General features: G+C 23.5%; 20 protein-coding genes and 1 pseudogene. 15 read left to right on the top strand and 6 right to left on the bottom strand.

The features are described from left to right. Window positions 1-353 precede the first annotated feature (353 nt). A pseudogene (locus Bmayo_RS06950) lies at window positions 354-4,172 on the bottom strand (Eco57I restriction-modification methylase domain-containing protein). A gap of 296 nt (window positions 4,173-4,468) precedes the next feature. Here Bmayo_RS06950 and Bmayo_RS07545 point away from each other — a divergent pair. From Bmayo_RS07545 to Bmayo_RS07550, 3 genes are all read left to right on the top strand, one after another. After that, the gene (locus tag Bmayo_RS07545; protein ID WP_420807316.1) at window positions 4,469-4,567 is read left to right on the top strand and encodes a hypothetical protein; all 99 of its coding nucleotides are present in this window, start codon (window positions 4,469-4,471) and stop codon (window positions 4,565-4,567) included. A gap of 170 nt (window positions 4,568-4,737) precedes the next feature. Next, the gene (locus Bmayo_RS05400) at window positions 4,738-5,586 is read left to right on the top strand and encodes a complement regulator-acquiring protein (RefSeq protein ID WP_075552662.1); all 849 of its coding nucleotides are present in this window, start codon (window positions 4,738-4,740) and stop codon (window positions 5,584-5,586) included. Window positions 5,587-5,771: 185 nt separating this feature from the next. Further along, on the top strand, window positions 5,772-5,858 hold the full coding sequence (locus tag Bmayo_RS07550) for a complement regulator-acquiring protein (protein ID WP_256381232.1): 87 nt from the start codon (window positions 5,772-5,774) through the stop codon (window positions 5,856-5,858). Window positions 5,859-7,447: 1,589 nt separating this feature from the next. Here Bmayo_RS07550 and Bmayo_RS05405 read toward each other — a convergent pair. Then, window positions 7,448-7,696 (bottom strand): P52 family lipoprotein, encoded by a 249-nt coding sequence (locus Bmayo_RS05405; RefSeq protein ID WP_235633176.1) that lies wholly within the window; start codon window positions 7,694-7,696, stop codon window positions 7,448-7,450. Window positions 7,697-8,005: 309 nt separating this feature from the next. Here Bmayo_RS05405 and Bmayo_RS07095 point away from each other — a divergent pair, with 309 nt between their 5' ends. The 4 genes from Bmayo_RS07095 (at window position 8,006) to Bmayo_RS05420 (ending at window position 12,010) form a co-directional block, all read left to right on the top strand. After that, a complete protein-coding gene (locus tag Bmayo_RS07095) occupies window positions 8,006-8,161 on the top strand; it encodes a hypothetical protein (RefSeq protein ID WP_158512878.1) in 156 nt (51 codons plus the stop codon). Beyond that, window positions 8,155-8,376: a hypothetical protein gene (locus tag Bmayo_RS07100; RefSeq protein WP_162493362.1), complete on the top strand. Its 222-nt coding sequence runs from the start codon at window positions 8,155-8,157 to the stop codon at window positions 8,374-8,376. The genes Bmayo_RS07095 and Bmayo_RS07100 overlap by 7 nt, the downstream gene beginning before the upstream one ends. A gap of 279 nt (window positions 8,377-8,655) precedes the next feature. Continuing rightward, a complete protein-coding gene (locus Bmayo_RS07105; protein WP_235633177.1) occupies window positions 8,656-8,826 on the top strand; it encodes a CRASP family complement regulator-acquiring lipoprotein in 171 nt (56 codons plus the stop codon). Between the two features lie 2,500 nt (window positions 8,827-11,326). After that, entirely contained in the window at window positions 11,327-12,010 is a 684-nt protein-coding gene (locus Bmayo_RS05420) for a hypothetical protein (protein ID WP_075552664.1), read from the top strand. A 135-nt stretch (window positions 12,011-12,145) separates the two neighbouring features. On the opposite strand, the gene Bmayo_RS05425 is transcribed toward Bmayo_RS05420, so the two are convergent. After that, entirely contained in the window at window positions 12,146-12,724 is a 579-nt protein-coding gene (locus tag Bmayo_RS05425; protein WP_075552665.1) for a hypothetical protein, read from the bottom strand. Between the two features lie 228 nt (window positions 12,725-12,952). Between Bmayo_RS05425 and Bmayo_RS05430 the strand changes: the two genes are divergently transcribed. The 3 genes from Bmayo_RS05430 (at window position 12,953) to Bmayo_RS05440 (ending at window position 15,648) form a co-directional block, all read left to right on the top strand. Then, on the top strand, window positions 12,953-13,906 hold the full coding sequence (locus Bmayo_RS05430) for a hypothetical protein (RefSeq protein ID WP_075552666.1): 954 nt from the start codon (window positions 12,953-12,955) through the stop codon (window positions 13,904-13,906). 147 nt (window positions 13,907-14,053) lie between these two features. Beyond that, window positions 14,054-14,380, top strand: a complete 327-nt coding sequence (locus tag Bmayo_RS05435; protein WP_075552667.1) for a hypothetical protein — start codon at window positions 14,054-14,056, stop codon at window positions 14,378-14,380. A gap of 155 nt (window positions 14,381-14,535) precedes the next feature. Beyond that, on the top strand, window positions 14,536-15,648 hold the full coding sequence (locus tag Bmayo_RS05440; protein WP_075552668.1) for a plasmid maintenance protein: 1,113 nt from the start codon (window positions 14,536-14,538) through the stop codon (window positions 15,646-15,648). Between the two features lie 270 nt (window positions 15,649-15,918). On the opposite strand, the gene Bmayo_RS05445 is transcribed toward Bmayo_RS05440, so the two are convergent. Continuing rightward, window positions 15,919-16,212 carry a DUF5425 family lipoprotein gene (locus tag Bmayo_RS05445; RefSeq protein WP_075552669.1) on the bottom strand — a complete coding sequence of 98 codons (294 nt, stop codon included), beginning with the start codon at window positions 16,210-16,212 and terminating at the stop codon, window positions 15,919-15,921. 623 nt (window positions 16,213-16,835) lie between these two features. Here Bmayo_RS05445 and Bmayo_RS07555 point away from each other — a divergent pair. Further along, entirely contained in the window at window positions 16,836-16,973 is a 138-nt protein-coding gene (locus Bmayo_RS07555; protein ID WP_420807317.1) for a helix-turn-helix domain-containing protein, read from the top strand. A gap of 852 nt (window positions 16,974-17,825) precedes the next feature. On the opposite strand, the gene Bmayo_RS05455 is transcribed toward Bmayo_RS07555, so the two are convergent. Beyond that, a complete protein-coding gene (locus Bmayo_RS05455) occupies window positions 17,826-18,491 on the bottom strand; it encodes a hypothetical protein (RefSeq protein WP_075552670.1) in 666 nt (221 codons plus the stop codon). A gap of 605 nt (window positions 18,492-19,096) precedes the next feature. On the opposite strand from Bmayo_RS05455, the gene Bmayo_RS07495 reads away from it, so the two are divergent. The 4 genes from Bmayo_RS07495 (at window position 19,097) to Bmayo_RS07015 (ending at window position 21,934) form a co-directional block, all read left to right on the top strand. Further along, window positions 19,097-19,231: a hypothetical protein gene (locus Bmayo_RS07495; RefSeq protein ID WP_338024399.1), complete on the top strand. Its 135-nt coding sequence runs from the start codon at window positions 19,097-19,099 to the stop codon at window positions 19,229-19,231. Between the two features lie 833 nt (window positions 19,232-20,064). Continuing rightward, window positions 20,065-20,805: a ParA family protein gene (locus Bmayo_RS05460; protein ID WP_075552671.1), complete on the top strand. Its 741-nt coding sequence runs from the start codon at window positions 20,065-20,067 to the stop codon at window positions 20,803-20,805. Then, on the top strand, window positions 20,796-21,068 hold the full coding sequence (locus tag Bmayo_RS05465) for a hypothetical protein (protein ID WP_075552672.1): 273 nt from the start codon (window positions 20,796-20,798) through the stop codon (window positions 21,066-21,068). Before Bmayo_RS05460 ends, Bmayo_RS05465 begins: the two co-directional genes overlap by 10 nt. 716 nt (window positions 21,069-21,784) lie before the next feature. Continuing rightward, entirely contained in the window at window positions 21,785-21,934 is a 150-nt protein-coding gene (locus Bmayo_RS07015; RefSeq protein WP_193402202.1) for a hypothetical protein, read from the top strand. 1,081 nt (window positions 21,935-23,015) lie between these two features. Here the strand turns inward: Bmayo_RS07015 and Bmayo_RS06885 are convergent. Further along, the gene (locus tag Bmayo_RS06885) at window positions 23,016-23,609 is read right to left on the bottom strand and encodes a hypothetical protein (RefSeq protein ID WP_075552674.1); all 594 of its coding nucleotides are present in this window, start codon (window positions 23,607-23,609) and stop codon (window positions 23,016-23,018) included. Between the last annotated feature and the right edge of the window lie 126 nt (window positions 23,610-23,735).

Here is a 23,735-nt window from a genome sequence, read left to right on the forward strand (position 1 = left end):
GAAATAATTTTTAAATAGTATAAATATTTTAGCTCTAAAAAAGATTAATTACACATGTGAATTAAGAAACGCAAACTTTAACTCAAAAATCTAAACCCGCAAAATTTTATATTTCTTTGTAAGAAATATATCATAAACTTTATCTAATCTTGTTTTAACTCTATCTAACCTAGCTTTAAATTAATTAACAACTGAAGTAACTAAATTTTTTGTTGTTTTCAACTTCAAGTGTTACACCACTTTTTATCTAAATTATCTATTTTAAAAACCTTAATCGACATCTCAATTCTTTTTTTTGCCTCATTTTTTAGTTTAAAATCTTATTTTTTATTTTTTTTATTAACTTATTTATGCTAAAAAATTTTATTATTGAGTAAATAATTCTCATATCCTTTTATTAAAAACGAAATATAATCTTCCCTTTTTTTGTTTTTTAATACCTTAAAATCACTAAGCAAAGTAATAAAATCTTTTTTGGTTAATGAATAAAGACTAGCTACAATAAAATTGTTTTCATTTTCTTTTTCTTTAAAAAATTCATCTTCCACATTTAGATTTAGTATTTTATTAACCTTTTCTTTATCAAACTCAAAATATTCTAAGCAAAGTAAATATTTAAAGTTCTTGGGATCATTTTTAGCTATTAATAAAGAAGTATTTTTTACAAGATTAAATATAAAGAATTACTTAAAATTTCTTTTTCTTCGGGTTGGGGCATAGGGCATTAATATAAACATGATTTTAGCACATTTGAATCAATAAATCTTCTTATCAAAAAATAAAATGCTAATGAATTAAAAATAGAAATAATAAATAATTTCTTATAAATAGATATTGGGGGTTCTTCATAATTTATATATAGCGACTCTATACAATAGGAATTTTTAGGGCATAATGTACTAATCATGGTTCTTTGATCCGTATTTATTGCAATTTTTCTATAGAATACTCTTTCGGTTTGATATTGGTTATTTTTAGTCAATACTTTTTCTAAGTCTTCTTTATTTATCCATAGCAATTTAGAACTTTCTTTTTCAGTCTTATCTTCAAAAAATCTTGAATTAAATTGATGGATATTAGCTCCAGAATAAAGAAATATAAAGTTTTCATTACTATATTCTTTATACAATGCTTTATACTTTGTTAAATTTAGCCCTACTCCAAAATCAATATATTCTTGATGAAGAACACTGAATTGACTAAATATTTTGTTAATTAAGCTGAATTCTTCATTATCTTTAAATTCAATAATTGCTTCTTGAATAGGAGATAGTTTCTTAATTTGATTTATATTTAATTCAACTCCTTTATAAGCATCGTCTTTACTATCTTTTAAATCCCTAGTTATTTCTTTTAAGATATTATCACTACTCTGAATCATGAATTTTGCTTTAAAGCTCGATGTAAATTCTTTAATATTACCAAGTTGAAATATTACAAATTTAAAACGAGAATCCACATCTTTATTTTTTTTATTTTCAAATTGATAAATATAGTTAAGTTTATAGTGAGCAAATATATGTTTTCTTAACAATCTAGAACTAAATTCACTCCAAAGACTAGAAGGAGTTAGATAGGTTAAATTACCCCCTGGTTTTATAAGTTTTAAATTAAATGAAGTAAAATATCTAAAAAGATTTGGGTCTCCACCACTAGTAAAGTCTTTAAAATCAAATTTATAAATATTATTAATGGCAATTATACTATTTTTTCTTCATTGTATTCAATGCTCAAAGGATGATTATCTTTGCTAAGTATTTCTTGCTTTATGCTATTTTGTTCTTTTATGACTAGTTTTCTGTAGCTAGGAATATGTTTTGAGAAAAACTCTGTTTCATTAAATTTAGTTTTCTCCCATGGAGGATTTCCAATTACAATATCAAATCCTTCTTGAATATCTGGAAATTCAATTCCATAGTGAAAAAATTTATAGTAGCTACTTAATTTCCTAATTTTTTCTATTTTTTCTTTATCTTCACTAGAAGTTTTATTGCCCAAAATATTTTCAATTAAACTAATTACAGATGTAATATCGCTAAATTCTATATTTAAAAATTTATCAAAAGATAATGAATAAAGCTTAATTAAAGAAAATATTATTCTTAAATTATCTATATCTTTACTTTCTTCATATTCTTTGTATATCTTTTTAGATTTTTCTATATCTTCTTTAATAGTATCATTAATCCCTCTAATTTTTTGATAGATATCTTCTAAAATAGTTATAATTTCTTTAATCCTTTTTTTAAACAAAGAAAATCCACTCTCAAATTTCTTTTTTACAACATTAAAAAATTCGTCCTTGGCATATCCTAGTAAGGCATTTCCTACTTTTATATGATGCTCAATAAAGCTTAGTGGTGTTCCAAAAATAAAGGTATTAATCCACAAACTTAGCATGGTAATTTCAACTGAAATAGGATTAATATCAACACCATAAATACACTTCTTTAGCAACATCCTTTTTAAGTACTAATTCCTTGCTTATACTATCTTGAACACATATTCTTCACTTTCTTTGATAATAACCCTATATTCTTTATCAAGCTCTTTTTTTACATCTTCAAATTTATCTAGCTCGTACCATACTTTTTCTGCTAAGTAATCTAAACAAGAAATCAAGAAATGCCCTGATCCATAAGAATTATCAATGATTTTTATATCTAAAGGGGACTTGGTTTTAAGCTGTTCTTCAATTGATGATATGACCATAAAATCAGTTAGGTCATCTGGAGTGTAATATGCTCCACTTTTCTTTCTATCAAGCGATCTAGATGTAAGATAAATATTCCCTTTATAGTATGTGGCAACTTTGTTTGCCTGCTTGTTTGCAAGCTCTTCTTCGGTACGAATGAGATAAGCTCCGTCTTCAATAATACGATGAACAGTAGTATCTGCAATTCTTAGGTCATATTTCAAGTAGAGTTTCGTACAATTCTCCAAAACTTTTAGGATCTAACTTTGAATACTCTACAAATTTTTCATCTTTAATATTTTTTTCTTCAAAGAAAAGTATTTTAATTAGTATTTCTTCAAGTTCACTAATACTTAGCAAACTTTCATTATTTAAATATTTAACCTTATCTTCTGAAAATAACCCTCCATTAAATACGGGAAACTTTATTGCATCACTTCCTTTATCAAGTAAATTGAAAATTGTTATTATTTTTTTATATCCTAATTTATTTTTTGTATTTTTATCATAAAAAAATACCTAAAAGATATAGAAGATCTGTATAGCTTATTTTCTTTTAATATTTTCTTAAAAATGTCGTTATCTTCAATATATGCAATAAAAAATATTCTTAAAATAAAAATAATTGATTCTTCAAGTATGCTAGCTAAAATATGCTGAGCAATTTCTTTGGGCTGATACTTTAAATTCTTTGTCATATATATTTTTTGCAATTTTAAATACTATAGGGTCATCAGGTCTCTCATAAAGTATCTCTTCTAGAGTTTTTTAAATTATCTCTTTTTCTTTAGCTATTTGCTCTTTTTCAACCTCTATTACATTACTTGTCTTTAGATATCTTTCTTTTCTTATAAGGTAGATGAATAAAACAAACCATTCTTATTCCTTATATTCTTCTTTTTCTTCAATTTTAGAAAAATTAAATTCAATATATCTTTTTTCTCCATAAAGTACTTTCGATTTGTCATATAATCTCCATACCTTTCCATTTTAAAGTATCTCATAATGTTTTTGATATTGATGATTTAGATATCTATAGCTGATCTTCTGCTTCTTTTACTTTATCTTTAGCATCAAAACTAAATGATGGGCGCTTAACCTCTGCTATAAGCAAGATATCTTCGACAGGAATAGGTTCATTATTTTTTTTAGCTTCTTTTAAATTTATTATTAAAGGCTACTTTGTCTTTATCGTTTTCAAAAAGCAGTATATCTACTCTAGACTCCACTCCTTCTATTTGCCCGGCTTTTTGTTGTTCTACTGAATAATTTAGTTCTTAAATATATACTTTAGCAAAGACTCTATATTTGCTTCTGTTGAATTATCATCTATTATCTATTGAAGAAAGTTTATTTTTTATAAGAATAAAAAGTCTTTTGGCTTATTAATATTTTCCTTTTTTATAAAGTCTTTTGATAATTGTCTATAAAGAGATATATTGGGATTATTTGTTTTTAAGATATCATTAGTTTTCATTATCTATGCTTTTAAAAAACCATTTATATTGTTTGCAAATCTTTTCCATATATTATTTTAATATTAACAATATATTCTAAAAAAATTAAGTTTTTAATTAAAAACTTAATTTTAAATAAATCGGTTGATAGAATACTTTCAATGAATTCAACCACAATAAAGATCATATTCATTTATTACTAGAATTTACTCCCAATATACACCTTCTAAATTTATTAATAATCTAAAAACAGCATCTTTAAGATTTATAAGAAAAAAATATTTTATTTATTTAGAGAAGTATTACTGGAAACCTTATTTGGTCTAGAAATTATTGTGTTCTCTTTGCTGGAGATGAATATTCTATTGATATCGTCAAAAAGTATATTCAAAAACAAAACAAATCTATTTATTAACAAATTCATCTCCACCTAAATTTCATAGAAATTATAGGTGGAAAATTTTTTGTTATTTTTGTTAAATTATCAAATAATATTAAAATTACTTGATAATAATATCAAATTATAATATTATTATTTTGTATTAAAATTAATATTTATTAGTTCAAATTTATAAGGAGAATATCTTGAAAAACCCTAAATTAAATACATCTAAGCTTAACATTATTACAGCAATATTAACTTCAATTTGCATATCATGTGCACCTCTTGGTAATGTTAATCCAAACAAACTAAACAGCCGTGCCACTACAAGGAATCTAAAAAAAACAAAAACCCGTACCAATTCGAGAGCTCCAAAAAAAACAAACAGTCGCACCAATTCAGAAAATTTATCGGAAAATCCAACAAAAAATCTAGAAGTAAATAACCAAAATCTTGAAAATGAATCTCAAAATCCAAAATCTTCAAATCAAAGCCCCCAAGAACAAACTACAATCTCAAAATTAGAAAACATTGGTAAAGACCTAGAAGCTCAAAAAAAGGAAGAAGATACACAAATAGCTAAATCTGATAGTGTTCAATATGATTTCCTAGAGACTTTTAAACTTCAAAGAGATGATGTTTTTATGCATCGTGAAAAAATGAAATTAAAAAGAATAATTTACTCATCCCTAAATTACGAAAAAGAAAAAATATTGACATTAAAAGAAATTCTTGAAAAACTTGATAAAAATTCTGCGAGCCGACTAATAGCTCGTAAATTTCTTGAAACAGCAAAGAATATTCAACTTCAAACAGAAAACAGACATTTAAAAAAAATACAAAATATATTACACACTTTAAGCAAAGAAGAAGCCGAAGAATTACTACAACACACAGAACAGGATTTAAAGAAAAAACAAAACTTTGTAAAAGCTTTAAACAAAACCATTGAGGCTTACAATAAAAATTCCGGAGACCTCAAAACTAATGAAGAAAATCTAGCAAATCACATAAAGGATAAATACTACGAAGCTCTTTATCTACTAAATTAAGCCTATTAATCTAAACAAAAAATTAATAAGTTGCGCTTGATATTTTTTTAAAAGAGAAGTTAATTCTTCTCTTTTTTTATTCATACAATCAGTCCAAGCTAAAAACACAAAATAAGAATTTAATCTTTTTAGCTATAAAATAATAATTATTAATTTTAGTCTATAAGGAGAGTATTTGGACAAAAATTAAACTAAATATAACTAAGCTTAATATTATTACAGCAATATTAACTTTAATTTTCATCTCATGCGCATCTAAACAGGCTACATAGCTGGAATAATTATTCCAGCTACATTTACAAATAAACACCCCGCAAATCTTAAATAAAATAACAACTTTTTTTAAAATAAATCTCCTCTACTTAACTTTAATAAGTTAAAATAATTATAAAATTTACTTATAATAAAAGTACCCTGGCATTCTAAACAAACACACCGCAAAAGCAATTTAAATTTTACTCTTAACTAAGAGCTTATTTTATTATATAAAATAAAACACAAACAATAATAAATGGCTTAATATTAATATTTAAATTATAAAAATATGCAAATACTAGTTTATAAATTAACAAAAAAACATATAAGGGGGACTTTATGAAAATCACAAATATAGCAAGCATATTAATAAGTTTCAAATAGATGGGGGAATGAATCAAAACAAATACCACAAATGAAAATTCTCAAAATAATATTTTAAGAATCTCAGCTATAAAATCAGAAATAGAAGAGATAAACAAAATTATTCAAAAAAAATCTCTTTCAATAGAAAAGCATAGAGGGGAAAAAAAGATTACCATTGAGAAAGTAATAGATCACAGTATAATTATCATAGCTACAGGGGGCGGCAAAATAAATGCAGCCCTTTGGACAAACTATATTATATCAAAACATAAAATTGATCACATAACTAATATTAAAAAATTATTTCCAAAAAGTTCTACTCAAATTTTATAACTAAAATCTTAAAAAAAACAATCAAATTCCTATTAATCTAACATTAATGCAAAAATGCCTCAACATATTAGAAAAAGAAACAAAAGTCATCGTTAAATTATATACTAACAAGAATTCTATATCCAAAATTTATTATACCCCCAAAAAAGCTCATTTAAAATAAAGCGCCATGCCATTTCCACTATAAAAGAATCATTATAAACCGAGTTTGTGCAAAAACTTACAACTTGCCACAACAATTTACAATAAAATTATGTAAACAAACAATTTCTTTGTAAATTGACCGAATCAAGAAATATAAATTTTGAGAATATATAATTTTCTATAATCAATAATGAAAATTTTTAGGTACTTATTTGGAAAATTTGTTTAAAACAATAAGGCGTATAAATTGCAACAATAAGCTATCTTATCACCTAATAATCCTTACTTTCACCCCACACAATAATAAAAACCCGCATAAACACGAAAGCAAGGGTTAGCTACTATGGTGAGGTATTATACGTCGTATATTTAACGACAACATTATGAAATATTACCCTGCTTGATAAAGCTATTGAAACATAGTAATTTTACAAATTGTTAACATAAATAATTAATTGTAGATTTTAATACAAAAATACAATCGGACTATCTTAAAATTTATTATTAGATAATCGAATTGTATTTTTATAAGGAAAATAAATTTTGACTAAAGATTTTGATGATGAGATACATTGTAATTCTTGCAACAAACTAATTAAAAATTATGATAAAATTTGTATCGCTTGTGGGGGCTAAAAATAAAAAATCTTATTACATATTAATAGCATTTTTATTATGTTTATTTTTTGGCTATTTAGGGCTTCATAATTTTTAAAGTTTTTGTGATTTAAATTCACACGATATTCAACCAATTCAACTGGGCTTAATACCACAAAAAGTTTATTAAAATACTTCTCATTAAGTCAGACAATGGGGGCATATTGTGACAACTACCATCTTTTAAACTATGGAAAGCCTTTTCTATATCATCCAGCAAAAGATGCTCAGCCATATATAATTTTAAATTAGAAATTTTACCTTCAGTAAACATCATCAGAACATATGCCGTAACTTTATAAATTATTAAAATTCTCAAAAAAGTTTGAACAGCTTGCTCTTGTTTATCAGGCAAAAACCCCAACAAAGCTAATGTTTTTATTATACAAACTCCAACCAAGGTCCTTATATATATACTCCTTGCCCATATTAATATAAAAATAAACTATAAATATACAAGTTTATCAAAATACTATTATTAATAAACTTAAAAAGCTCTACTAAGATAGTTTGTGGTAGAACTAATAAAAATAATACTAAAGTCTATAACAATTTTATCTTTTATCAAGAATTATTAAATACCAAATCATTACTAAATATTATTATGATTATTCCAATATTATATTTAATATAAGATTTTAGATTTTAGATAAGGAAAATATTTATGAAATACAAAATCATTGCAGGCTTATTTGTTTTTCTGCTTTTAAATGCTTGCAATCCAGATTTCAACACTAATCAAAAAGATATGAAGTATAATCTAGTAAAAAAGGGCCAAAATCCAATAAAAAAAGATTACAATCCAGTAAAAAGATGTTAGAGCTCAATACAGAAGCAAGCCCAAATCAAAAAGAAGGCCTAAATCAAGAAGCAAACTCTAACCAAGAAGAAAACCCCAACAAAAACACAGGAAACATAATGCTTAATAATTTAAAAAATTTAATAGAACAAGCTTACGTAGATAACGAAAAATATGAAAAAAGTTGGAAGAAGAATCTAAAAACCAATATGAAATATCAGCTTTTAAAATCTTAAGTTTGCCATCATCACCAGGCGAAAAGGTGGCCGCTGATACCGAAAGATCAAAAAGTTATAGAAAACTAACTTATAGCATCTTAATATCAATACTATTAATGATAATGACTTAAAGAATTTTTCAAAAATTGTAGAGTTGCTAGGCCAAATACAAGGCATATTTAACATCTTTAACTCACTGGGAGGTGCTTTTGAAGACATGGTTGCATTTTTCGTATCCCCCAAAAAGACAATCTAGAAAAACTAGAGACTTCAGATTTAGAAAGGCTTAAAGATTCTTTGGGAAAATTTTTATCTACAAAAAATTTCGTCTCAGAAATGATGCACCAACTCTTATTAGATTATCAAAATGATACAAATCGTATAAGCACAGATGAAAATAAGCTTAAATCTCGTGCAGATACACTTTTCAATCAAATGGCAAAAAAAGCTAAGAAGCAGAAAAGCTAAAAAATGATATATTTTCAATACGCAACCTTTAGGATATATATTAGAATTACCATAATGTAAAAGCCTATCCAAAAGGATAGCTTAATGTTTTAACTAAAGACTACAAAAAATTTTCAACCTATTTTACATAAACTTTAATTCTAATAATAAGTAAACCACTTTTCTATAATCTTTAATTTAATAATAGCGGTTAGCTTACACTTTGATAATTTTATTTTTAATAATTGACGGTTACAAACAAAAATTAAAATTTTATAACAAATTAAAGGTTTAATTACAAATTAATCAATCTGATAATGATTAATTTGCCTTGCTATTTTATTACTATTAACACAATAAATAAAAATCAAAAATGCATTTTAACTTACTCCTAATAATAATTACAATTTTATTTAAAGCCCTAAAAAAGAATGAATTTGCTAAAATAGGCAAATAACCAATGAAGCTATTCTTATTGGTTTTTCTCTGACTTATTAGCCCAAAAATTTTACCTATTTTCTGCTCTTATATTTAGAAAATCCTTGCGTTTTATTTCCTTTTTTAATTTACATAAATTATTATATGTAAAGCTTAATCAACTTGAGCATTCAAGGAGCTAGCTATCAACTTCTATTTTATTAGGAATGGAAACTCTTTTTTATATTTACTTGGATAAGTAATGAAATTTTACTTATTTTTTTATAACAACCTGTCTTATCACTTAGTATTTTGCTATATAAATCTTTCATATCTAAATACCCTTAAAAATATCTTTTGATTAGTTTTAAGATATATTCTGCGTTTATAAGCTTTATTATCACACATATATTCTATTAATTATCAATATAGTATTGGTTGCTAAATATTGGCTCTGAATAATATTTGATTTTCTCTATAAAAATCCAATTCTTTAAAAAAAATTTTCAAAATATATGGGAATACTCAATTATTGAACTAATAATTGAGTATTAAATATTCTCCTTTTTTAAAATTAAAAGAATTTATTATCAATATTTACTTCATACCATACATTCTTTTAAATTAACCTCTTATCTTTAAGGGGTTTTCTTTTTATATAGAGAAAATTAAAAATCAATTAAGCACTTTAACTTAAAACTCTTGCTAAGAAATATAACAACCTTTTTAAACTTATCCTAATTAATGCCTTTAACAAAAAATAATAAAGAATTATCCAATTATAATTTCCATGCAATTTATATTGAGATGAATTTGTTAATAAATAGATTTATTTTGGCTATGAATATACTTTTTAATGACAATATAGGTTCCCCCAATATAAATGAATAACTTTTGGGCCAAAAATAAGGTTTTCAGTAATACTTATCTAAATAAGTAGAATATTTTTTATTATAAATCTTTAAGGCGCTGTTTTTATATTATTAATAAATTTAGAAGGGTTAATATTGACAATGTAATCCTTATTATAACTGAATTTATTAAGGGCCATTTCCCATAAAGAACAATTAAATATTCTTAGCAAAAGAAAAGATAAGATCCTAGCATTTGTGCATTTATGCATATATTCAACAACCAATACTATATTGATAATTAATAGAATATATGTGTGATAATAAAGCTTATAAACGCAGAATATATCTTAAAACTAATCAAAAGATATTTTTAAGGGTATTTAGATATGAAAGATTTATATAGCAAAATACTAAGTGATAAGACAGGTTGTTATAAAAAAATAAGTAAAATTTCATTACTTATCCAAGTAAATATAAAAAAGAGTTTCCATTCCTAATAAAATAGAAGTTGATAGCTAGCTCCTTGAATGCTCAAGTTGATTAAGCTTTACATATAATAATTTATGTAAATTAAAAAAGGAAATAGAACATAAAAATTTCCTAAATATAAGAGCAAGAAAAATAGTCAAACCAAGAACTAAGCGCTAATTAAAAACCATACTAATAGAGCTCCCAATTAAAGTTATATAAAAGGAATGTTTGGAAAAATTATTAATGATTTAGGATAGTATGGACCTATAATACAATTATTATATAAATCAAAGTGGCATAGGCCCTCTTTGTATAAAAATAAATATTTTCTATCAAGTAAACTATATGTAATTGTGATATTTAAAATATACCTCTAAAATTAAGCGATACTAGGCGGACTTGTAATGCTTTACATAATAAAGATATAAATGCAACTCTAAATCCTAAGAAATATTATTATAAAGAAATAAAAACTAAAGCAGGAAATGCCTGAAGTAAAGTTTATGTATCTACATACCCTTTAGATAACTGTTCTTTAAAAAAACTAAAAAGCTATCATATAATGAAGCAAGAAGTTGCTTCTATAATCCTTGATTTAGAAACAGTAGTTTGCTGTATGAGACAAACTTCTCTTTCTCTGCAAAATATTGCAAAAAACATTCTCTTAAAAATCAACAAAAACTACTTATATAGCTAAAATTTTTATAAATTTTAGACTTAATAGATAAAAACAGTTTACTAAAATTATTCAAGGCTGCTATCATATAATAAGCTATATAATGAAAAATAAAACTTTTATATTCTTAATATTTTTGATTCAAAATTTGGCAATATATGCTCAAAACACAAACTATGAATTTAAACAAGCCAAAATGAAAAATCTAAAAGGAATATTTATTAATTATAAAGTCTATCTAACAGAAAATTTAGCAATTGATAATGTAAAAACTCTAAACCATATTTCTACATTCAAAATCAATCTTGTTATTGACAAAAAAATTGCAGCTTCTATTAAAAATGAGCAAGATGTAATTAGGGCCGGAAATGAATGTGGAATCTTTTTAGAATTTCAAATAAATCACCGCACATACTATGCCAAATTTTCATCAATAAAATATATTTTACAAGCAATTGAGAGTTTTGCTAAAATTAAAAATACAATTAATAATTCAGAAATTAAAAATCTTGAAGGTAACGGAATTTTTTTATACAAAAATGGTCTCTCATACAATTTAAAAACAGATTTTCAAGAAACAGCAATATTTGTAAATTTTCTTGGCTTTAAAGATAATACCGGAAGACCTTATTTTATCTTTTACTATGACAATATAGACAATAAAGATAAACATTTAAAAACAATCTTAATTTCCTTTGAAGAATTCCATAATGGAATAAGAGAAGGGCTATTCTTACTGAGAAATGAAAAGGCCATACTAGAATTCATTAATCTTTCAAAAGATTAATACAATAGATAATATTAAAAACATTCTAAAATCGATATCGTGTTACAAATCAATATCAAAAAATTTGTTTATACTAAATATCCTTAATTTTATATACTTTTAGCAACTGGAGCTTAAAAATTATTCAAATTTAAGTCAACTACCACCAAGTAATTTAGCTTTTAAATTAAAATCGTCCAAAAACTTTTTAAAAGGAACCTTATTAAAACTTACAATAACATCATTTCTAAATGCATAAATTCTAAATGCCGCTATATTATCATTACCTAAAGCAACAAATCTTATAAATTCGCTTTCCGAAATAATAAATTTATAAATTTCTACCTTAATATTTTTTTCAGTAATCACTGTTGTATGATCATAAGGAAAATATGAATCATAAAAATCATTATAATAAACAACGCGCTTGCTATTCTCTGAAACTAACTCTGCTTTAGACTCAAACCTAGTATCTGTGATTATCTTTTCAAGCTTTATTTGACCAGAATTTTTGGATTCAACTCTAACTAAAATAAAATACTCCCTTTTATTTTTTAACTTATCATATTTAATAGAAATTACAGACTTAAATATTCCATCTCTAGAATAATTTACCCCAATATCATATTGTGAATCTAATACTTGAGAAAACCTATCATAAGCTATTTGATAAGTTTGACAAGAAACTAAAAAAAATACCAAAATAAAACACTTTAAAATAAATTTTGAATTCATTAAAACCTCCCTTTAGTTTATCTTATATTTATTTTTATAAAATTTCTCAAAAATCAGAAAATTAAATAATATAATCAATTCAAATAAAAACATTCTAATTTTAAAGCTTGAATTAAAATTAAAAAACTATTATTATTAGGTGTTGTTCTAGCAAAAACCAATTTAAAAGATTAGATATAATCTAATCCCAATTTATATAAATTTCAAAGTGCATCTATAGGAGAAATAGTGTATACTGACCCAAGGTCAATTATTAATACTTACTTTGTAAAAAACAAAAAAATATTTATTATCAACCCCATAGCTTTAAAATTTGAACTTAATTTCGAAAAAACTATTCAAACAAACTCAAAAGAGAATATAGCGCTTAAAACATTTAAAGGTGGAGTCATTAGCTTAAAATTAAGATCGAATGAATTTTCTAAATTACCAAAAGACATTCTAAAAGGAAACCTTGAATTTTATATTAACTACGTAAGTGAAGAAAAACTCAAAATAGTTTACGACATGATGGTAGTCAAAGTTTATACAATTGATTTAAAATCAAGAAATAAAGATGAAATTTACCTAATTGGGCTTAAAATACTTGGCTCTATTTATAGAAAAGAGAATATAGACAATGCGTTTATTCCTATTATAAAAAATAACAATACTTACCTTTTTGAAAACAAATCAAACAGCAAAAAAGTTAATTTACTATTAAAAGGCATCGACAAGACCATTGAACTTCCCTTTTTAACAAAAATCAGCTATTCAAATATTAAAACTATTAATACAAATGATATAAAAACTAATGAAAATTTAAATGTAAACATTAAAACAGCAAATAGAATATTAATAAATCTAAGCACAAAAATCTACGAAGAACTAATCTTAACAAATTCAAATCAAATAAAAACTATCAACAACAAGCAAAAAATTTTAAAGACGTTAGGATCTTTTATTGAAAATGAGAATGGATTGGGAGGCAAAATAAAGTTAATCTTTCTAAAAAGAACAAATTTTTTAACTAAAAACTTAAACTTAAATGACTTAGACTTTATATTAAATGACATCAATATTATACAAGAAAATAGCTGTATCAGAATTGACATCACTTTATTAGAAGATAAAATCGAAAAAAAATACCTAAACCGAATCTCAAATATAAACCCATTTCTTAAAAATATCACATTATTGTAAAATTTTAGTCAAATAAATTACTGTAATCTGCCCAACCACATAATCTAATGACTCTTAATAAACACCTTAACAAAAGGATTCAATATATAACCAAACTCCTTGAAACTAACACACAATATATAATAAAATAAAATTAATGAGGTACTTATGTTAAGTATTAATGGTGTAAGACTTTATTCTTTAAAAGAATTCCAAAATATATTAGAAGATTCTTATAATCTTTCAATTAGCAAAAATACTATATCTAAAAAATCAAAAATTTTAAAATGCGCAATCCATGTAGACAACCGTCCTTACCTTTTAGAAGATTTTTGCACATATTTTCTAATGGACTTTAGAAGACCCAAACCTATAACAAATAGCATAAAAGAAACAATTCAATTAAGAATTGAGCAAGCAAAAAAAATAATGAACCGAAAATCCACAAAACATGAAATACAAATTGCTTCTAAAAAGATAGGTTATATTTTATAATCCATTACATTGACATTTTAAAAAAATTGTTATAAAATATAACAAAAAGCTAATTATTTTGTTTGTAATGCATCAAAAACTTAAAACGCAAGCCAAATAATTGAAAAAGCTTCTGAAACCACAACAAATTTAACTTCAGAAGCCAGGATAAGATAATGATAATAAAAATAAAAAATAATGTCAATACAAATTTTAATAATCTCATAACATTAGAAGAAATTATAAAGTACAATCAAAAAAATGCAAACTCTAATTTAATAGAATTAAAACACTCAAGACTAAAATCATATTTAACTAAAAAAAAGGCCATATACCAAAGGATACTCAAGGTATGCTGGGCAATCGAGCTTAAAAACAAAGAATACTATAAATCTAACAAAATTAAAACATATTCCACAATAGAAATATATAATATAGTTAATAAATGTCTTGCAAAAGATAATAAAAAAATATCAATCAGGACTTTAGAATATGATATATCATTTTTAAATCAAATACTCTTAATAACAACAAAACTAAAACATTTAGGTAAAGATAATGGAAGCTTTGCATTTTATATACAAAACAAAAATCTTTGGAAACACCGTTTTACAATTATTCAAGAAGCAATTAATGAAGAAATAAAAGAATATTTAAAAGACAAAAAAATAGTATCTAACTTTTCTAAAGAAATTAACAATGCTATAAACAAGAATAATATAAAAAATATAAGACCTAACAGCTCATCTGCAGATGAATCAACTGCAGATGTTATACCTAAAGGTATAAAAGATATATATAAGATAAAGAATTCTACAGAAAAAAACAATGAAAAAATAAATAAAATTTCCTATAAAGAATATATAGCGAATAAGTTAGTAAAAGTTCACAAAATAGAAAAACTCCAAATAGCAAAAATACTTAAAATAAGCAACAATGAAAAAACATATGTAAATGCATTAAGAAACTTAAAGTTAGCAATAGAAAAATATAAAAAAGAATATAATATTGAAGATATTTCAAATCATTTTATAAAAGAGTTTAAAAATAAATATAGTAAGAAAATATGGATGATGAACGGAAAAACCGAAAAAACAAATGACTTTAATGAAATTTGGGAAAAAAGATTTAAAAAAACCTTTTTAAATAAAAATTTTACAAAAGAATATCAAAATGAACATGAAAAAGAGAATAAAAAAATTGCTAATAACAAAAAAAGAATAAATGTTCTTTTTTCTAAAAGCAAAGGTTTCAAAAGAATAAGAAAAATTAAAATAAATTTAAATTAATATTTTTATATAACAAAAAGTCTAATCATATCCGGATTCTATTTTTACAAAAATTTTTCATTTCTTTTCAGGTAAATTAATATTTTGTTTATAAATAAAAATTATTTATATTAATTGCCTTACTTGCAAGTAAAAAAGACTTCGGGCAAAATTTTATATTTTTTATTTATTATAAGCAGTTTGTCATTTATAATGATACAATTTAAATCAACTCAAATTAAAAGCTCATACAATTCATAAATAAAGAGAAAATCATTTTGTTTTTACTAATCATTTTCTTTTGCAATATATATGTGTTTTATCAGAATAATCTGAAACATTAGATAATCTAGAATAATAAGAATGACTTTTATTATTATTCTCATCCAATTTAATTTGAGAATTTTTGATTTCAGACTCTTTTTTACTTGAACATTGATAATCCGAATTATCCATATATTTCTTTTCAAAATCAGAAATAGCATCTATTTTGTTTAGATCGTTATTTCTTGATAAATCACAACCCAATACTAATAAAAAAGTTAATATTATGGATAATAATGAAATAACAAATTTTTTGTTCATAAATCTTTTTCTCCCTAATTTTAATAATCAAAATTTACCTTACAAAAACTAAAAAAAACATAAGTAAAACATATTTCAAAATTAAGCATTATTGTAATACATAACTAATTTCATTTTTTATATAACACAATTAATTTAAATTTATATTTATTTTTTAGCCATGAAAATTATATTCTAAATTAACAATTTTTTAAAGCAAAATTTGCACAAAATTATATACTCATATAAATAAATAGAAATAAATAAAAAATAAAAAAAATATTATTTCATAAATCCAGAATAACGTATTAAATCATTCTTTCTTTAAAATAAAAATTTAAAATTAATTCTAAAAAAGAGATTTATTATAAATTAGAAACATTAAAAATCTTAAAAGAAGCTAAAAATAATGGATATTATAAGCTCTGATTGGTATAAAAGTTTTAATGTTTTTCCTAAAAATTTTAGACTTTAAAGAATACAAGTTTATTATTATTTTTAATAAATTGCTAATGCAATATAACTAAGGATTTATGAAAGAAGCGACTTTTAAATAAACTTTACAAAGAATTTAACCTATAATCTATATGTAATTTAGACGGAGATCTATTTGTAAAATAGATATTATTTTGACTTTGAATACATTGTTTAATGATATCAATAAAGGCTTTTATAGAAATTTTTCAAAAGCATTTAGATTTGTAAGATTTTTATATAACAAAATATTAAGTGATAAAATAGACTATTATGAAAAAATAAGCAAAATCTTATTAGTTGTTTAAGTAAATATAAAGGAGCGCTTATATTACTAAAGGAAGTTAATAGCTTAGCTACTTTATAGCACATGTATTGAATTAAGCTATGAGTATAATAATTTTTATAGAGAAATCAGAAAAGCAAATAGAATTCAAAAATCTCTTAACTATAAGCACAAGAAAAATAGGCAAACTTTTAGAGCCAATAATAAAAAGACTCAATAAGAATAGAAAATGAATATAAAGCTATTTAAAATAGGGCTTGTTTTGTGGTCTACATGGAAGCATTAAAATCAGCGAAATTATTAAAAATATAGTAGTAGAAAAAAATATACTATAGTAAATACTATGTTTTAGTAGCAGTTAAGTTTTTGGGTATTGAAAACAACAATAAAATTAAAGATGCTAAAAAAAAAGAGATAGTTGGTATTGATACGAATCAAATACTTTTTAGTAAGTATTAAGAAAGTTGAAAAAACCAATCATCCTAAATATCTTCTAAAAATAAAAATAAACTTAATAAATATCAAAGAAAGCTATCAAAAATACAAAAAGATCCTATTAATAGAGTTAAATCTAGATTAAGAGTTGTTAAGCCACATGAGAAAATTTCAAATCAAAAAAACTTTTACATAAATTATCTTTTTTTAGATTTTCATTTTTTCTATTTGCTCTAAACTTATTGGTTTAGAAGCTGAATGTTTTTATTCTCTTTAAAAAAGAAGTCCCTACCCCTAATCTTATTTGGAGAGGATTAATAGGGGTGTTGGGGACTGTTGGTAGATTGTTTTCTACCTTGTATATATAATATTTTATTTTTTTAATTTTGTAAATATTATTTAATAATAATAAATAAAATTTGGCTTTTTCAGCAAAATGTTAAATTCTGGCTTCTTTTTTATGATTTCCTTTTAATTTTTTAATTGTGCTGTTTGTTTTAACATTCTGCTGTTGTGATTGATGACTTTCAATTTTATTGATGGCTTTTAAAAGCCTTATTTGCCCCCTATTAAGAGCTTTTCCCTCATGTTTGAGCTTCAAAGGGTTTAATTTTTGATTTATTTTTTGAATTTCTCTGATTTCTTCTTCAGTTGGTTCATAATTAATCCATTTTTTATCTATCCAGCCTTTTTCCCATTCATAATAGCTTTCATTGAAGTTGGTTCTGTTTTGTTCGTCGAAGTGCCTTGCTAGTGCAGCAATTATTTTTGTTCCATATTTAAGCATTTTTTCTGTTTCTGTTTTTGTAATAAACGTGTCGTAATCATAATTTTCCCCAGTTTGCATATTAACAATATCAACTATAAGTTTAAAAGTATTTATGCAATTCATTGCAATATTTATGGATGAAAAATTGGGATCACTAAGTGCCTTAATATTAAGTTCATATTTTTTCTTTAAACTTACGGGAATTTTAAAAAAGTCAATTATAAAGCCATTTACTTTTGCTCGATAATTGGCTTCATATTGGGAATTCCCAAAGAAAGTTCCTTTTATGCCTCCAATTGTATATTCATTATAGTTTTTTTTTATTTCTTTTTGCATTTTTATCCTTTTAAAATAAAATATATTATTATAATCGATATATTACAATATAATACTATGTATTAATTGATATTATATATCAATTAATACATAGTACAAATAATAAAAATGCTTTTAATTTTGTTTTTTTTCTAAATTGTTGTAAATTTTAACTTATCTTTAACCTTTAACCATTTATAAAAAGTCCTAAGAAATTTCTTTCTTAAGGACTTTTTATAAATTTAACAAAAAATAATAAAGAATTATCAACCTATAATTTCTGTGAAATTTAGGTTAAGATAAGTTTGTAAAATAAATTTATTTTTATTCCGAATGAACTGTTTGATTATAAATAGAGATTCCTGGTAGGGAGGGATATGGCAATTATTTCTAGACCAAAATAAGACGCCCAGTAATACTTATCCAAATAGTCAGAATATTTTAGTCCTTTAAGGCACTGTCTTTAGATTATTGATTAATTTAAGCTTAAATGACTTATAAATTCTGCATATAATAATTTTTAGAGAAATCAAAAAGGGAAATAGAACGCAAGAATTTTTTTAAATATAAGAGCAAGAAAAATAGTTGAAATTTTGATAATCAAAAAAATTCGATAAGAATAGAAAGTGAATATGAAGCTATCTAAAATAGGATTTATAAAGCTATGTCTAAACAGGAGCATTGATAACAATAAACTTATTAAAAATGTAGTAGTAGAAAAAGATATTGATAATAAATATTGCATTCCAATAGCAGTTTAATTTTTAGATGTTAAAAATAATAATAAAATTAGAGATGATAGAAAAAGAGATAGTTGGTATTGATATGAGCACAAATCATTTTTTAGTAAGTATTGAGAAGCTAGAAAAACAAACATCTTAAATATTTACTAAAAATAAAAATAAACTTAAGAAATGTCAAAGAAAGCTATCAAAAAAACAAAAAGATTATATTATATGAATTATCTTATTATTTTGTAGCTAATTATAAAAACTTAATAATAGAGAGCTTATCAATTTAAAATATATAAAAAGCAATGTTTGGGAAAAGTATTAATAATTTGGGATAGTATGAGTTGTAAAAAAATCATCGTATAGCTCAAATTGACATGGAATTTATCTGCTTAAAGTAGATAGATATTTTATATTAAAGCAAACTATGTAGTAATTGTGGCATTAAAAATATAGCTCTAAAATTAAGTTATACTAGGTGAACTTGTAGAGCTTTGTTTGATAGAGATTTAGGATTACCTGAAATAAAGCTTGTGGATTATGCTCTTGGCAAATGATTGTTTTAATAAAAGCACCTAATAAGCTTTGTGGGATGAGGTAATAAGCTATTTCTATAATCTTTGATTTAGAAAATAGTAGTTCGCTAGTTTTTAAAAATATATAGATCTAATTAATTGTAAAATTTTATAAAAGTGGCTTCATCGATAGATGATTAAAATAATTAATATATGATATGAAATAATTAATATATGATATGAAATAATTAATATATGATATAAAATAATTAATATATGATATAAAATAATTAATATATGATATAAAATAATTAATATATGATATAAAATAATTAAAAGGAAGTTTGCATGAAAAAAATAGCATTTCATATTCAAAAAGGTGGTGTTGGTAAAACTACCTTAAGCGGGAATATTGCAAGTTATTTATCTAAAACAAAAAAAGTTATATTGGTTGATTGTGATATACAGCAAGGAAGTTCTTCTACATGGTTTCTTAATCATGAAATTCTTAGGTTAGATGTTAAAGATTCTCTTTTAAAGAAGGTAGAGGTAGATAAAGTATTAAAAAAAATACAAAAAAATTTTTATATTTTGCCATGTGTGCCTAGTGGAACTTTTAGAAGAGATGTGCAACATGAATTGCAGGATTTTCCATATTTGATAGATGATTTTTGCTTGGAATTAGAGAAATTGGGATTTGAATTTGCGATTTTTGATTTATCTCCCAGTTTTGAGCTTTGGGAGCGAAGAATTATTCTTGCAATGTGTGAAGTTGTTACCCCATTGACTCCAGAATTTTTAAGTCTTGAAGGAATTAATATTTTTAAAGAAGAGTTTGATTCTTTGTTAAAATCTTATAGAAAAAAGGTTAAACATGAGAAGATTATTTGTAATATGCTTAATAAAAGTTTTAAAAGACATAATTTGCACTTAAAGCAATTTAAAACTTTTGGATATGATCTTTATGAGGTTGGACAAGATGCTAAAATAGCAGAATCTCAGCTATATAAGAAGTCTATTTTTGATTATTATCCTGAGAGTAGGTCTGTCTTAGAACTTTCAAGATTGGGGGATGCTTTATGCCTATAAGCAAAGAGGTTGATTTAGAAGAAATTATTAAACAAAATGTTAGCAAATCTAAATTTGCTTTTCGTGTTGACGATGATGTTATTGGTAATAATATCTCAAGCGTTAAGCCCAATAGGTCAAAGATGACGATCAAACAAATAAGTGTAGGATTGAAATATGAATATTGGGTTGAATTTTATTCTATTTTAGACAAAAAGGGATTAACAGCTTCTGGTTTTATAAGAACTTTGATTATGGAATATATAGAAGCTTCTAAGAAATAATAATTTTGTCATTTAAAGCTTTTGCAAAAAAGTAATAAAGAATTATCTGTCTATAATTTCCATTAAATTTTAGGTGAGACTAATTTGTTAATTAAATATATTTATTTTGACTATAAATATATTTAATTGATGATATTAATAGAGGGTCTCCAGTAGAGAATAAGTCCATAAAACTTCCAGATCAAAAATAATGTTTTCAGAAATGCTTGTTTAAATAAGTAAAATATTTTTTCTTTATATGCCCCCTTAATTTGCTATCTTTAGATTGTTGATAAATTTAGAAGGTAATATTGCCAATGTAATTCTTATTATAATTGAATTCATTAATGTTTATTTCTCATAAAAAACATAAAATAAGTATTATTTGATGAAGACAAAAGGCGGAAGCCCATCATTTATGCCGATAGTTGGCAACTAATACTATATTGATAAATAGAAAATATATTCGGTTATTATTAAAAAGCTTATGTTTTATATGTGCTAAGCATAAGACATTAAAAATTAGAATATTATGAGTTATATCATTGCTAATAAATCTTATAAACATAGAATATATCCTAACATTAATCAAAAGAAATTTTTTAAAAGCATTTAGATGTGTAAGATTTTATATAGCAAAATGCTAAGTGATAAGATAGATTTTTATTTAAAAAAAGCAAAATCTTATCACTTAGCCAGGTAAATATACAAAGTTTACATCCTTAAAATAAGATAGTTTGTCTCTTTGTAGTGCGGTGGGGATTCCAAATTCTGCATATAATGAAATTTATTTAGAGAAATTAAAAAATGAAACAGAACACAAGAATTGCCTAAATATAAGAGTAGAAAAAATAGGTAAAATTTTAATAATCAAAGAAATTGAATAAGAATAAAAAATAAATATAAAGCTACCCAAAATAGGGCTTGTAGATTTATTGTCTACATAAAAGCATTAATAGCAACGAACTTATTAAAAATGTAGTAGTAGAAAAAAATACTGATAATAAATATTCTATTTCAGCAGTAGTTAAGTTTTTAGATATTAAAAATAACAATAAAATTAAAGATAATAAAAAAAAAAGAGGTAGTTGTCATTTATATATGTATTAATCATTTTTAGTAATTAGCGATAAGGTGATAAAAAATAATCATGTTAAATATTTGCTAAAAAATAAAAGAAAACTTAAGAAATATTAAAAAAAACTATCAAAAAAACAAAAATAGATCTTTTATATAAGTTATCTTATTGCTTTGTAGCTATTATAAAAATATAATAATAATGACTTATCAATTGAAGTCATGCAAGAAGGAGTGTTTGGAAAAGCATTAATGATGCATATAGAGATATAAATGCTTTTAAATCTTAAGGCCTTTATATAAAGGAATAAAAATCCAGCGCAGCAACTGTTTGAAGTAAGGCTTGTGGATTATGCTCTTGTGGATGATCGTTATTAAATATAAAAAATAATTTAAAAAGCTATCATTGAATGAAGTAAGAAGCTATTTCTAAATTAAAGATTATAGAAATAGCATTTCACTTATTGGATATAATCTTTTGGCTTAAGCACAATTAATACAATGAGTTAAATTATTGTATTAATTGTGCTTAAAGCTATTGATATTATAATAAATATATAAAACTTATTGTTAATAATTAATAGATAAAAAATTAATTTTAACATTTCTATTAATAATAAAAAAATATCAAAACATTTTTTACAAAATCTGATTAATTTTGTAAAAAATGTTTTTAGTTGTATGTGAAAATATATTATACACATAGTTAAGCATGAATACAAAATTATTGCTGTCATAAAAATTTTAATTCTCCTTCAATTTCAGTCTATCTCAATTTTTTTAAAATTCCATTTTTGTTTATCGATAGCCCTGTAGTATTTGTATGCATTTATTAAATGTATGTTGTAATTAAAATATTTAAGATTAATTTTAAATATTGGTTTAGCTATGTTATTTTTTGAAGAATTTCCATACAAAAAATTTTTTTGTTTCCTCTTCTTTATTTTTTTTACTTATCTTATTGCATTTAATAGGTACTCTTTTTTCTCTAGGTTTTGAATTAAAAATAATAAGTATATTATCTATATAATCTTTATTTAATGTTTTAAATAAACCATATTGATCTAGATCTAAAACATAGTTAGGATTTGTTTTTTTTAAAATTTTAAAATAATAAGATTTGCTAGGCAATATTATTGGATTTTTATATATTTTGATTGCAAACTCTTCAAACGTTATGGCATTTTTAACTAATTCTAATAGATTGTACTTGGGGAAATATTTATTGGGATTGTGGCTTTTTAAAAAGTTTGTTGTTGTAAAATATTTTAAAATTTGTTCTTTGGGGTATAAATTAATACTTTTTTTCCCATATTTTTTGAAAGCTTTTATATTTTGTGATGGTTTATAGGGAATAATTTTTCCTTGTTTTTCTAATCTAATTAGTTTTATATAAATGGTATTTTTTTTTGTGCTTTTATTATGCATAGTTTGTATTTCTTTTAAAGTAAAATATTCTTGATTTTTATCATCAATAAGCATCATTAAATCCCCTTTATAATAGTATATTTGTATGTAGTTTACTATAAGTAATTAAATGTGTCAAATGAAGAGCAAAGGCCATTATTTTTCAATTAGGAAATTAAGTTTTATACTAAATAACTATAATAT

Source organism: Borreliella mayonii, assembly GCF_001945665.1.
In the GTDB taxonomy this organism is placed as follows: Bacteria; Spirochaetota; Spirochaetia; order Borreliales; family Borreliaceae; genus Borreliella; species Borreliella mayonii.